Source organism: Meiothermus cerbereus, assembly GCF_051297115.1.
GTDB classification, from domain to species: Bacteria; Deinococcota; Deinococci; order Deinococcales; family Thermaceae; genus Meiothermus; species Meiothermus cerbereus_A.
Map to the genome: position 1 here is coordinate 1 of NZ_JBEVAL010000081.1, position 11,768 is coordinate 11,768.

13 protein-coding genes are annotated in these 11,768 nt (G+C 61.0%); 4 read left to right on the forward strand and 9 right to left on the reverse strand.

Annotated elements, in window-relative coordinates; genetic code table 11:
- The first annotated feature begins 153 nt into the window (after positions 1 to 153).
- On the forward strand, positions 154 to 951 hold the full coding sequence (locus ABWU19_RS12780) for a YwiC-like family protein (RefSeq protein ID WP_435902062.1): 798 nt from the start codon (positions 154 to 156) through the stop codon (positions 949 to 951).
- Between the two features lie 49 nt (positions 952 to 1,000).
- Here ABWU19_RS12780 and mgtE read toward each other — a convergent pair whose 3' ends face one another.
- The 3 genes from mgtE to ispF all read right to left on the reverse strand — a co-directional run bounded on the left by mgtE (position 1,001) and on the right by ispF (position 3,740).
- A complete protein-coding gene (gene mgtE / locus ABWU19_RS12785) occupies positions 1,001 to 2,365 on the reverse strand; it encodes a magnesium transporter (RefSeq protein ID WP_435902063.1) in 1,365 nt (454 codons plus the stop codon).
- Positions 2,366 to 2,617: 252 nt separating this feature from the next.
- A complete protein-coding gene (locus ABWU19_RS12790) occupies positions 2,618 to 3,238 on the reverse strand; it encodes a trimeric intracellular cation channel family protein (RefSeq protein ID WP_435902064.1) in 621 nt (206 codons plus the stop codon).
- A gap of 16 nt (positions 3,239 to 3,254) precedes the next feature.
- On the reverse strand, positions 3,255 to 3,740 hold the full coding sequence (gene ispF / locus ABWU19_RS12795) for a 2-C-methyl-D-erythritol 2,4-cyclodiphosphate synthase (protein ID WP_435902073.1): 486 nt from the start codon (positions 3,738 to 3,740) through the stop codon (positions 3,255 to 3,257).
- A 428-nt stretch (positions 3,741 to 4,168) separates the two neighbouring features.
- Here ispF and ABWU19_RS12800 point away from each other — a divergent pair, with 428 nt between their 5' ends.
- From ABWU19_RS12800 to ABWU19_RS12810, 3 genes are all read left to right on the forward strand, one after another.
- Positions 4,169 to 5,341, forward strand: coding sequence for a thiolase family protein (locus tag ABWU19_RS12800; protein ID WP_435902065.1), 1,173 nt, complete (start codon positions 4,169 to 4,171; stop codon positions 5,339 to 5,341).
- A 138-nt stretch (positions 5,342 to 5,479) separates the two neighbouring features.
- Positions 5,480 to 6,328 (forward strand): SDR family oxidoreductase, encoded by an 849-nt coding sequence (locus ABWU19_RS12805; RefSeq protein WP_435902066.1) that lies wholly within the window; start codon positions 5,480 to 5,482, stop codon positions 6,326 to 6,328.
- Between the two features lie 36 nt (positions 6,329 to 6,364).
- On the forward strand, positions 6,365 to 6,679 hold the full coding sequence (locus ABWU19_RS12810) for an FUN14 domain-containing protein (RefSeq protein ID WP_435902067.1): 315 nt from the start codon (positions 6,365 to 6,367) through the stop codon (positions 6,677 to 6,679).
- On the opposite strand, the gene ABWU19_RS12815 is transcribed toward ABWU19_RS12810, so the two are convergent.
- From ABWU19_RS12815 to ABWU19_RS12840, 6 genes are all read right to left on the reverse strand, one after another.
- Positions 6,676 to 7,527, reverse strand: coding sequence for a hydroxymethylglutaryl-CoA lyase (locus tag ABWU19_RS12815; protein WP_435902068.1), 852 nt, complete (start codon positions 7,525 to 7,527; stop codon positions 6,676 to 6,678). The two genes, ABWU19_RS12810 and ABWU19_RS12815, sit on opposite strands and share 4 nt — an antisense overlap.
- Entirely contained in the window at positions 7,524 to 7,874 is a 351-nt protein-coding gene (locus ABWU19_RS12820; protein WP_435902069.1) for a DUF5615 family PIN-like protein, read from the reverse strand. Before ABWU19_RS12820 ends, ABWU19_RS12815 begins: the two co-directional genes overlap by 4 nt.
- A gap of 87 nt (positions 7,875 to 7,961) precedes the next feature.
- Entirely contained in the window at positions 7,962 to 8,216 is a 255-nt protein-coding gene (locus tag ABWU19_RS12825; protein ID WP_027878134.1) for a DUF433 domain-containing protein, read from the reverse strand.
- A 265-nt stretch (positions 8,217 to 8,481) separates the two neighbouring features.
- The gene (locus tag ABWU19_RS12830) at positions 8,482 to 9,024 is read right to left on the reverse strand and encodes a LemA family protein (protein ID WP_435902070.1); all 543 of its coding nucleotides are present in this window, start codon (positions 9,022 to 9,024) and stop codon (positions 8,482 to 8,484) included.
- Positions 9,025 to 9,047: 23 nt separating this feature from the next.
- Complete coding sequence (locus ABWU19_RS12835; protein WP_435902071.1) at positions 9,048 to 10,940, reverse strand: DUF2207 family protein; 1,893 nt, start codon at positions 10,938 to 10,940, stop codon at positions 9,048 to 9,050.
- Between the two features lie 51 nt (positions 10,941 to 10,991).
- Entirely contained in the window at positions 10,992 to 11,552 is a 561-nt protein-coding gene (locus ABWU19_RS12840; RefSeq protein ID WP_435902072.1) for an HD domain-containing protein, read from the reverse strand.
- Positions 11,553 to 11,768 lie beyond the last annotated feature (216 nt).

An 11,768-nucleotide genomic window follows, 5' to 3' on the forward strand; every position in this document is an offset into this window, starting at 1 on the left:
GCGTGTAGGGCTATGGCTTTGCTTGGCATGAGTTATTATCTACATAGATTTGGTATCACACAGTACCGAACTCGGATGGAGCGCGAGGGGTTGCCGGTCTCAGACCAGATGGCCCAGCGCATACAGATAGGCCCTGGAGCCCAGGACTAAGCTATGGCTATACAACCGCCTCGTGTCCCCATACCCCTCAAAAGCATTGCTCTCCCCAGCGAACACGGCGGCTGGGGGTTTACCCTCGAGCCTGTTTTGCTTGGACTTCTAGTGGCCCCAAGCGGGGCAGGGGTGGCTCTGGGGATTTTTGCCCTGGCGACCTTCTTCACCCGTCATCCCCTCAAGCTCTGGCTCTCCGACCTTCGCCGTGGGAAAAGCTTTCCCCGCACTGTGCTGGCTCGCAACCTTGCGTTGCTGTACGGTGCCCTGGCCCTGACCAGCATATTGCTGGCGGCCTGGTTTTCAGCGAGGCCTTTTTGGCTGCCGTTGCTGCTGGCTTTGCCGTTAGGGGGCGTGCAACTCTGGTTTGATGCCCAAAGCCGGGGTCGAAACCTGCTGCCCGAGCTTTCCGGAGCGGTGGCCATGGGGGCCGTTGCTACCAGTATTGCTCTGGCATCTGGTCAAGACCCGTGGCTGGCCTATGGGCTTTGGCTGGTGCTGGCGGCCCGTTCGGTAGCCTCCATCTTTTATGCTCGGGCGCAGGTGCGCCGGGCCAGGGGAGAAGCGGTACGGGCAACGCCCATCTATCTGGTGGAGTTCTTGGCCATAGCCGTGCTGGGGCTAGGGGCTACATTTCAATGGCTTCCCTGGTTAAGTGTGCTGATGCTGGCTTTGTTGCTGCCATTGTCGCTGTACACCTTCAACAAACCGCCTGTACCGGCCAGGGTGGTGGGTTGGACACAGATGGCCCTGGGGTTACTGGTGGTGCTGGGTACTGCGCTGGGGGCTCGAGGTCTTTAGATGGGGTTTATAGAATTTCCCGATTGGGGTTGGGTCATTGAGGACCGCTCTAAACCTCCAGCAGCCAGCGGGCCACGCTCAGATACACCACCAGCCCAGTTACGTCGGTAACGGTGGCAATCAGGGGGTTGGAAATAAGGGCAGGGTCGAGCTTCAGCCGTCGTAGCAGCAGGGGTAGCGTGGCGCCCACCACATTGGCCAGCAGCACCACCAGGCCCAGCGAAATGCCCACCACCCACAGCAGTTGAACCTGGCCGTCAATCAGCACCTTGATGGCTAGCAGGCCGGCCAGGGTTATGCCCAGCAGCACACCAACGCCCAGCTCCTTACGTATGATGCGCAACCAGTCGCCCAGAGATACATCGCGGGTGGCCAGGGCTCGCACAATCAGGGTGCTGGACTGGTTTCCGGTATTGCCCCCGGTGCCTACCAGCACCGGCACATAAAAGGCCAGGGCAGTGACGGCCTCGAGCACCGACTCGAAGCCCTGCAAAATGCTGCTGGTAATGCTGCCGGTCACGATCAGAATAATCAGCCAGCGTACCCGGGCGCTCCACAGCTCCCACACACTCGACTTGCTGTACACCAGTTCGGGCGACTCCACCGCACCCAGGCGGTAGATGTCTTCGGTGGCTTCCTCTTCGATTACGTCTACTACGTCGTCGATGGTTACGATCCCGACCAGTTTTTTGTCTTCGTCCACCACCGGCAGCACCGTAAAGTTGTAGTCGGCCATCAGCCGGGCCACTTCCTCCTGGTCGGTGTCGTCGTGCACGTAAATCACGTCGGGGTTCATGATCTCCGAGACACGGGTTTTGGGGTCGGCCACGATCAGGTCGCGCAGGGTAAGCACCCCCTGCAGATGCTCCTCGGCATCTACCACGTAAATCACGTAAATTTGCTCTGCGTCGGGGGCTTCACGCCGGAGGAAGCGGAACACCTCCTCTACCCGCATATAGTCCCGTACCGCGATGTACTCCGAGGTCATGATGCCCCCGGCCTCGTCCTCTTCGTACTCGGCCAGCTCTTCTACCTCGGCCCGGGTCAGGGGATCTAGTTGGCGCAAAAGAGCCTCGGCGGCCTCGGGGCTGTTTTCTTCCTCGACGGCGTTGATGGCATCGGCCAGGTCATCGAGCGACAGCTCCTCCAGCAGTTCCTTGACCCGCCAGGGCGGCAGGGCTTCCAGAAGTTCGGCCTGTTCGGCCTCCTCGAGGTGGCTAAATACCTCTGCGGCCTCGGCAGGGGAGAGCAGGGTCAGGATGGCCCGGCGGTGCTCGGGGGCGAATTCTGCCCAATGATCCAGAATCTGCGCCGGGTACAGCTCTTCCAGCGCGGCCTTAACCTTGAAGGCATCGCTCTCGCGAAGGGCGTTTTTGAGGGCTTCCAGCCCAACCAAGGCTTCGGTGTTGTACATATGCGGCCTCCTTCGGTTTTCGGCCTGAGCCGAATCTTGGAAGGAAGCTCCGCAGGGTACACGGTTTGTCGAGGATTACTCGGTGTGGGAGCACACCGGGCAAAATCTTCGACTAGAACTGTGATCTTCCACGGTGCCTCCTGAGCTTTTGCAACCAGCAGAAAACCCCAATGCTTCCTGCTTAGCAAAGCGCCTCAAGTAGCCTAGCACCTCCAGGCCCTGCAAGCAAGAAATTTTTGAATCCAGAGCCCTTTATCTTGCCGTAGGGAGTCGTAGGCCCAACCAGCGGCTTGATAGGCGCAATGCAATAGTAACCAGGGCTCCCAGAACAACCGCCAGGGCAGCGTAAGTGGGTAAAAATGTGTAGATCAGGAAAACCACCGCCGCACCTCCGCTGGCCGCCGAGGCGTAGAGGTCGCGGTTGCGATAGAAAATGCCGGGAATTTCCCCTGCCAGCACGTCGCGCAAAACCCCACCCCCCACCCCCGAAACGGTGCCCACGAAAACACAACCCCAAAAACCCAGGCCAAAAGCCAGAGCCCGCTCGGCCCCCAGCGCAGCAAACAGCCCCAGCCCTATGGTGTCCAGGTAGTAGATGAGGCGCTCGAGCCGTCCCAGCCGATGACTAAACCGCCATACCAGCAGGGCTACCAAAAACACCAACCACAACACCGGCTCATTTCGCAGCGACCCTGCGGGTAGTGAGCCCACCAGCACATCCCGGATGGCCCCTCCCCCAATTGCCGTAACCCCGGTTAGCACGATAATGCCCACCAGGTCGAAACGCTTCTGCACAGCCACCAGTGCGCCCGAGACGCCAAAGGCCAGTAGGCCAGCCCAGGCTAGAAGGTCGAGCAACTGCCAGTGCTGCATAGCCTGAGGGGAGGGGCTAGCTGTTGTCGCCCTGCTTTTCCGGGAGGGGCTCGAGGTAGACCACCACCCGGCACTGGGCATGGTCGGGGGCCAGGCCTTCAGAGGTCTTGAAGGTCAGGCCCACCCGTTTTTCCGGCAGGCCGGTCAGAAGGGCCAGGTGTTGCTGAATGGCCGCGCGGTGGGGCCCCAGTTTGGGCCGGTCGAGCACCACCACTGCCGAAAGCTGGCCCAGCCGATAACCGCTGTCCCGTACCTTTTGCAAGACCACCTCGAGGATTACCCGGCTTTCCAGGCCTTTCCATTTGGGGTCGTGGTCGGGAAAATAGCTGCCAATATCGCCGAGGGCAAAAGCCGAGAGCAAAGCATCGGAGATGGCGTGCAAAAGAACATCTCCGTCGGAATGGGCAATGGCGCCGCGCTCGCTCTCGATTCGCAGGCCTCCCAGCCACAGTTCGCGCCCCTCACCCAAGCGGTGGGCGTCTTCGCCGTAACCAATGAGCAGTTGTGACCAGCTAGAAGGCTTCTCTGCCACGTAAATATCCTATCGTGTTTTAAGCCATCGCACGGCTGTTCGACTGCTAAAGCGCGATAAATATGAGGTTAGAGCGGTCTTCGGCGAGAATGGTACAAAGCCGATCATATCGCACTCTTCACAGGCGTGGCCTCCCATCCGGGGGCCACTGTGCTGTGCCGGACAAAGCAATTAAGTTGTGAGCAGCTCAATATTGAAGAGCGCCCTAACAAGTGCTGCTCAAGGCTTGTTTTTTGTCTCTGGGCACGCGCAAACATGCCTCTACGCTAGGTTAGCCACGTTGTGGCTATGGCTCACGCCACCTCGAGGATGTCTGAGCGCAGGGCCCTGTCCGCTGGGCTTGATGCCAGAACCGCTTTGCAATAAACTTTGACTCAGTATAACTTTTAGGAGCAACCATGAAGGAAGCAGTTATCGTCAGTGCGGTTCGTAGCGCCGTTGGGCGCGGCAAAAGTGATGGCTCCCTGGCCGCTGTTCACCCCATAGACCTCTCGGCTCTGGTAATGAAAGCAGCGGTGGAAAAGGCTGGTGTGAACCCGGCCATCATCGAGGATATTCAGTGGGGTTGCGCCATGCCCGAAGCCAGCCAGGGCTTGAACGTGGCCCGGCTCTCGATGCTGCGGGCTGGGTTTCCGGTTGAGGTTTCGGCAGCCACCATCAACCGCTTTTGTTCCTCGGGCCTGCAAAGTATAGCTTACGCAGCCCAGGCCATTATCTCGGGCATGAACGAGGTGGTGCTGGCAGGGGGCGTGGAAATGATGAGCCAGGTGCCCATGTCGGGCTACCATACCCAGCTACACCCCGAGCTGACCGAGGCCTACATCGGCATGGGCTTTACCGCTGAGCGGGTGGCGGAGCGCTGGGGCATTAGCCGTGCCGAACAGGACGCCTGGGCCCTGCGCAGCCACCAGAAAGCCCTGGAGGCCCAGGCCCGGGGTGCCTTTGACGGTCAAATTGTGCCCATCCCGGTCAAAAGGGTGCACTGGAAGGGCAGCAAAAAGCAAGTAGAGGAGACCCTGTTCAGCAAAGACGAGCTTCCCCGCGCCGATACCAGCCTCGAGCGCCTTGCCAAACTCAAACCCGCCTTCAAGGAGGGGGGCAGTGTAACGGCAGGCAATGCCTCCCCTTACTCCGACGGGGCTGCGGCCTTGCTGGTGATGAGCGCAGACAAAGCCAAAGAGCTGGGTTTGAAGCCGCTGGCCCGGTTTGTTTCTTTTGCCACGGGTGGGGTGGAGCCGGACATCATGGGTGTGGGACCCATCAAGGCGGTTCCCAAGGCCCTGGCTAAAGCCGGTATTACCCTCGACGACCTGAAACTAATTGAGTTCAACGAAGCCTTTGCCGCTCAGGTGCTGGCGGTCATGGGCGAGCTGCAGATGAACCCCGAAAAGGTAAACGTCAACGGTGGCGCCATCGCCTTGGGGCATCCCCTGGGCGCAACGGGGGCCAAGCTCACCACCCAGCTAATTCACGAGCTCGGTAAGCGTGGGGGCGGGCTGGGTATGGTTACCATGTGCATTGGCGGTGGCATGGGGGCAGCCGGGGTGTTTGAGGTGTATCCCCAGGGCTGAGATGCCCTGGGCCCAATCGCCTAATCAAGCAAGAAGATGGCGTGGGGTATTGCGACTGGAAGGCTGCCGTTAGACGCCCGGCCCGGCAGATATCCCACCTTATCAACTTTTCATTTGAACAAGACCAACGGAGCGTGTATGTTTGAACCTGGGCTTTTGAAGGACAAAGTGGTGTTGGTTACGGGGGGTGGCACGGGCCTTGGGCGCTCGATGAGCACGCGTTTTCTGGAGCTGGGGGCCAAGGTGGCTATCACCAGCCGTCGGGTCGAAACCATTGCTCAGGCTGCCCAGGAGATGATGCAGCAGACCGGGGGAGAGGTTTTTGCCACGCCGGTGGATGTGCGCGACCCCGAGGCAGTACGGGCCATGGTAGATGCAGTGGAGGCCCATTTTGGCCGGATCGACGTGCTAATTAACAACGCAGCCGGCAACTTCATCTCGCCTACCGAGCGGCTCTCCTACCGGGCCTTCGATGCGGTGCTAAACATTGTGCTGCACGGTACGGTGTACTGTACCCTCGAGGTCGGCAAGCGCTGGATTGCAAAAGGGCAAAAAGGCACCATGCTTAACATCGCTACCACCTATGCCCAGTCCGGCTCGGGCTACGTGGTGCCGTCGGCTACGGCCAAGGCCGGGGTGGTTACCCTGACCAAATCGCTGGCGGCGGAGTGGGGCAAGTACGGTATACGCGTCAATGCGGTAGCGCCGGGGCCTTTCCCCACCGAGGGGGCCTGGACCCGGCTGATGCCCACCCCGGAAATTGCCCAGATGTTCGAGAAGAAGATTCCCTTGGGGCGGGTGGGTCAGCACATCGAGCTGGCCAACCTGGTTTCTTACCTAATCTCGGACTATGCGGGTTTTATCACCGGCGACATCATTACCATCGATGGGGGCGAGACGGTCTGGAACGCAGGGGAGTTTAACGTACTGGACGCGGTGACCAAAGAGCAGTGGGATATGCTCGAGGCCATGCGTAAAAAAGGTTGACCCCGCAATCGGGTTTTGGCATGGCACAATAGAAGCGTGGAACTGATTCAACCCTATATCGGCCAGCTCACCTTTGGGGGGCTGGCCGGTTTTGCTGTAGGTTACGCCATCAAGACCGTGGGCCGCTGGGTGGCCATCATCCTGGGCCTGATTTTTGTGGTGGTGCAGGTGCTGGCCTCGATGGGCTACATCAACGTAGACTGGACCCGCATCCAGCGCGACGTAGAACCCCTTTTGCAACAAGAACAGATTAAGTCTGCCTGGGATGCTTTGGTCGGGGTGCTCACCACCAACCTGCCCTTTGGTGGGGCTTTTGTGGCGGGTTTGCTGCTGGGGCTGCGGCGGGGCTAGGCGTACCTGCTTCTGAGCAGCAGGGCCTGGCTGGAGAGTTCCGGCAGCCGCTTTAGGTTGACCCCAGGGGTCAGGCCTTGTTGGGCCAGGTAGGGCAGCACCTGTTCGGTGGCCAGGTTGCCCACCAGGTCATCCCCTGCAAAGGGACAGCCGCCGATGCCCCCCAGGGCCCCCTCGAGCCAGCGCACCCCGGCCTTCAGGGCCACCTGCACCTTGTCGAGAGTATGCTCCGGGCGGCTGTGCAGGTGGAGGCCAATTTTCTCGTCCAGCTCACCGCTCTGGCTTATCGCCTGGAGGGTCTGGGCGATGGTCTGGGCCGAGGCCACCCCATAGGTGTCGGCCAGGACGAGGCCGGAAAGTCCGGGCAGCCGCCTCATGCGCTCTACAAACGTTGCGGTGAGTTCAGGCGTCCAGGCATCGCCGTAGGGGTTGCCGAAGGCCATCGAGAGGTAGACCACGAACCCGAGCCCCTGGGCCTCAGCCAGCAGTTGCTCCAGCACCGGCCAGGACTCCTCGATCCCCAGGTTGAGGTTTTTGCGCTGGAAGGTATCGCTAATGGAAAAGGGGTAGCCCACCGTGGTCAGGTGGGCGGCTTGCCGGGCCCGCTCGAGGCCCTTCGGATTCCCGATGATGGCCAGGTACTCGCGCCCCTCCGGGGCGGGCAGGGCCGCCAGCACCGCCTCGGCATCGGCGTGCTGGGGCACCCATTTGGGCGAGACAAAGCTGGTGAGGTCGAGGCTTCTGAAGCCGGCCTCGAGCAGCCCCCGCAAATAGCGCACCTTTTCTTCTGTAGGGATGAACCGGGCAAACCCCTGCCAGGAATCCCGTGGACACTCCACCCACTTCACAGTTCCTCACTATACCGAGCCAGGCCCTCCGGCTGCACCACATACAGCTCACCCCACAGCGGAAAGCCCTGACGGAACACATCGCCCAGGATTTCGCGCATCAGCTCGGGGTCTATTACCCCGGGGCGCAGCACGATGCGCGGAAAGCTGAGGGGAAAGCGCACGGGGTCGGAGAAGTCCAGATCGAGCGTGACCAGCACATAGTTGTGGCGTTCGGCATAGGCATACAAAACCTGGTCGGAGCGCCCCGTGAGGCCCACTTCCCGCACCGTGGTTACCTCGTGGCCCTCGCCAATGAGCCACCACAAGACCCGCTGGGGGATGTTCTCGTCGAGCAGAATCCGCATGAGGCCTCGAGCTTACCGCAGGTCAAAACCAACAGAACGCGGGGGCTGCTCCTTCAGGTGGGGGTTCCTGCAAAAAGAACCAACCCATTACCCCTCCTCCAGGGAGATCCACTCGTAGTTGGTGGCGCGGGCCCCATAAAGCAAGGCGGCCTGGATGTCCTGGCGGGTCAGCTCGGGCCACTGTACGAGCACCTCTTCGATGGACATCTGCGAGGCCAGGGCCTCCAAAACCATATGCACGGCGATGCGGGTTCCTCTTAAGCGGGGCCTGCCGCGCAGAACGTCGGGACTGGAGCGGATGCGGGAGAGGAGTTCGCTGCGAACCTTTGCGCCCAGCTTCATAGTTAACCTCCCTGTTAACCTCCCTCGAGGCGGCCTTATCGGGCTGGCTTCCCGGTGGCGGAACCGACCCAAAGACACCTTGCAGCCCGACTGGAAAACCGGATTTGCTTTGAGGGCTGCATGATTCATCATAGCGGTTTTTCTGCTGGTGAGCGGTAATAAATTCCTCTGATGGCAAGGCCTGATGCGTTTGTTGCCAGGCTCGAAATTATGCTGCTGGCTGGAGTCAAAAGGTGCAAAAGTTGAGCCATTGACCAGAGCGCAGCTAGAAATTCACGCTGGGCACCTGACGGGTGGCCTCGTCGGTCTCGAAGAAGGGCTTGGGCTTCTTGCTTATTAGCTGGGCGATGAACATGCCGGGGATGGTGGTTACGGTGTTGTTGAAGTCCAGCACGGTGTCGTTGAAGAACTGGCGGGAATAGGCAATCTTGTTTTCGGTTTCCTCGAGCTGCCCCTGCAACTCCCGGAAGTTGGCGTCGGCCTTGAGGTCGGGGTAGGCCTCAGCGATAGCAAAAATGCTGCGCAAGGCCTGGGTGAGCTGGTTGGAGGCCGCCGATTTTTCTTCGATGCTTCCAGCGGAGAGCATCCGCTCGCGGGCCTGGGTTACCCGGTCGAACACCCCGGTCTCGTGTGCGGCGTAGCCCTTGACGGTATTGACCAGGTTGGGAATGAGGTCGTTGCGTCGCTTGAGCTGCACATCCACCTGAGAAAATGCGTTGTTCACACGATTTTCCAGAGTGATGATGCGGTTGTAGTAGAAGATGAACAATGCCACAATCAGCAGAACCAGAATCAACAGGATTTCCATACTTTGTGCCTCCTTGTGCCCTATTATCGGGCCCCGCTCGAGCCGCCACCACCGGAAGAACCCCCGCTGGAGCTGCCCCCAAAGCCTCCGCCGGAGCCACCAGAGGGCTTGAGGGCCCGCTCGAGGCTTTCCAGGTTGCGGGTAATCTGGGCCAGACCCCCCGTCATCTGGCTGATTTGCTGCAGCATGTCGCCAGAGGCCATGACCGACCCGGCCCGGCCCAGGCTCTGCCCTGGAACCCAGCGGGGAACCGCCACTACCTCGGGCCGCCGCTGGGCTACCTGGCGCAGGTTTCGCAGGTAGCGCTCGGCCACGCCCAGGGCTGCTGCGTACACAAAGTGATAGTCCCACATCTTGAAGTGCTCGGCGGGGGCCGACTCCATCTGGGAGAAGTCGGCGAGAAAGTTGCGGTAGGCCTGCCAGCGCCTGGCATTTAGCAGCTTCTCCGGCCTCCAGCGGTTCAGCGCCCCAAATGCCAGAAAACCCAGGGTCATAAAGCCGATGCCTGCCAGCACCCCGCAGACCATCAGCACCCCTACCCAGATGGCCCCACCCCGGGTGTCCAGCAGGTAGGGGCCGGCGGTAAAAGTGAGCAGGAAGGACAAAAACCCCAGCCCCACCAGCCACCCACCCCAGCGCATGGCGGCCTTGCTGCTCTTTTGGTCGAGCAGCTTGCCGTAGGTGGCCTCGTAGATGGCCCTGGGCCGGCGGCCCATGCTGCTCAGGAGGCCGGGGTGCTGTTGGAAGTACGTTTTTAGTTCATCGGGCCGGAGCACGCCATCCTGGCCTGCGGCTGATTGCAGCAAGTTCCAGACTTCCATGTCCAGCCCGGTGGGGTTTTCCGGCGGAGCCGCCAGCTTGAAGTGGGTTTCGTTGCCCCTAAAAAGCCCCAGCAAACCCGGGTTTTGCTGCTGGATGAGCTCGAGCGAGCCTCGCCGGGCAAAATCCAGCAGGGTGGCCGAGATCAGCCGGCCCAGCATGCTCTGGCCGGGGTCGGCCTGGGTCAGTACGTAAGGCACCAGGCCTGGCGGAATTTCCTCGGCAGGTTCGCGGTAGTAGCGGCCCACCTCCTCGGTGTGGGGCTCGCGGCCATAGCGCCAATAGGCCCGCAGGAAAAAGCCAAAGAGCAGCAAAAGCAACAGCAGTGGGCCTGCGGCCAGCGCCCAGGCCCAGCCGGGAACCTGCTGGTTTTCAATCAGTTGTCGGGAGCGCTCGCGGAAGCGCTGGGTTTCTTCCTCGGTTTCTAGCAGCCACTGTTGGAGACGGGGTTCGTCAAGGCTGCGGAAGGCAAAGGCCCTGGCGTCCAGGATGACCCGGGCCCGCACAAACTCGTTCTGACTGACGGGGGCCAGCCGCACGGTAGCCACCTGTTTGCTTGGGTCGAACTCGAGGCTGCCAATACGCCCACGTCCGCTGAAGATAAATACCCGAAACAGCTCCAAAGGCCTTGGGGCATGAAGGCGCAGCAGGTAGCTGTCCACCGCGGCATGTTCGGGCTCGAGCACCTGTCGGTCGAAGATGGCCGCGTCGCTGGCTACGGTAACCTCGTTGCTGAGGGTGTAGCTGATGCGGAAGGTGCGGCTTTGGTTTTCGGCCAGTACCGGCAGGTTGCCCGAGGGGCCGGGGGGGCCGGCAGTAAGGCTGATGCGATTGCCCTGTACTTCGTATCGGATGGGCCGGCCATCGTCTAAGGCGCGGGCCTCCTCGAAGCGCACCGCTCCACCCCGGCGGGGGTCAATCTCCAGGAAGACCTCGCGGAAGGCGCCATCGAAGCGCCAGGTGCGGACGTCAACCACCCGCACCAGCCCATCGGCCTGCAGGTACACGTCCTGCTCGACGTGCTCGAGGGAGTAGCTCTTTCCCCAGGCCAGCGCCAGAAAAACCAGCGCTGCCAGCCCAGAGCGCAGGAGGTTCACCCCATCAGCCTACCTCAAGCCTTGCTCCAACGGGAAACGCGCGCCAGGGGTTCATGCCAGCCCCAGCCGCTTAGCGTCGGCTTTCAGGGCCTCGAGCACAAAAGCCATATGCTCATCGAGGTCTACCCCAAGCTCCTGCGCTCCCCGTACGATGCCGTGGCGGTCTACCCTGGCAGCAAAGGCTTTGTCCTTGAACTTTTTTTTGAGGCTGGCGAGCTCGAGGCTGTGAATGCTCTTATCGGGCCGCACGTATACCGCGGCTGTAATCAGGCCCACCAGCTCGTCTACGGCAAACAGCGCCCTGGCCATCAGGGAGTGGCGGGGGTGCTCAGGCACATCCACATGGCCCAGAATGGCCTCGATTACCTCCCCCGGGTAGCCCATCCCGCGCAACATCTGCACCCCTTTGTAGGGGTGTTCCTCAGGGAATTGTTCGTAGTCAAAGTCGTGCAGAATACCGGTAATGGCCCACTTTTCCTCGGGCTCGCCGTATTTCCTGGCATAGGCCCGCATGGCCGCCTCGACCGCCAGCATGTGCCTTTGCAGGCTTTCTGAGGGGGTGAAGCGCTTCATGAGGGCCAGGGCGTCTTCATACACCATGTAAATGGCCATATGCGCCCATTCTGGGGAACTAAGGCTATAGGGTCAAGGGCTGACCTGACTGGGGGTGCATCTCAGCAATTCCGTACAGGGAAAGCCCTCCACCTTAGGGCCTCGAAGGCCACCAGCGGACGGGAACTACATAGCTGGGCGCGGTGGGCTGCTGTGCGCGAAGCCCCAGGGCGACTCCACTGCATCCCCGAGCGTTTCATCCGGGCACCGATGACA

Bases quoted from the DNA above. Each gene is read 5' to 3' on its own strand.
- ABWU19_RS12830 (WP_435902070.1), bottom strand. From the start codon at position 9,024: ATGGAAATCCTGTTGATTCTGGTTCTGCTGATTGTGGCATTGTTCATC.
- ABWU19_RS12820 (WP_435902069.1), bottom strand. From the start codon at position 7,874: ATGCGGATTCTGCTCGACGAGAACATCCCCCAGCGGGTCTTGTGGTGG.
- mgtE (WP_435902063.1), bottom strand. From the start codon at position 2,365: ATGTACAACACCGAAGCCTTGGTTGGGCTGGAAGCCCTCAAAAACGCC.
- ABWU19_RS12805 (WP_435902066.1), top strand. From the start codon at position 5,480: ATGTTTGAACCTGGGCTTTTGAAGGACAAAGTGGTGTTGGTTACGGGG.
- ABWU19_RS12840 (WP_435902072.1), bottom strand. From the start codon at position 11,552: ATGGCCATTTACATGGTGTATGAAGACGCCCTGGCCCTCATGAAGCGC.
- ABWU19_RS12800 (WP_435902065.1), top strand. From the start codon at position 4,169: ATGAAGGAAGCAGTTATCGTCAGTGCGGTTCGTAGCGCCGTTGGGCGC.
- ABWU19_RS12790 (WP_435902064.1), bottom strand. From the start codon at position 3,238: ATGCAGCACTGGCAGTTGCTCGACCTTCTAGCCTGGGCTGGCCTACTG.
- ABWU19_RS12825 (WP_027878134.1), bottom strand. From the start codon at position 8,216: ATGAAGCTGGGCGCAAAGGTTCGCAGCGAACTCCTCTCCCGCATCCGC.
- ABWU19_RS12780 (WP_435902062.1), top strand. From the start codon at position 154: ATGGCTATACAACCGCCTCGTGTCCCCATACCCCTCAAAAGCATTGCT.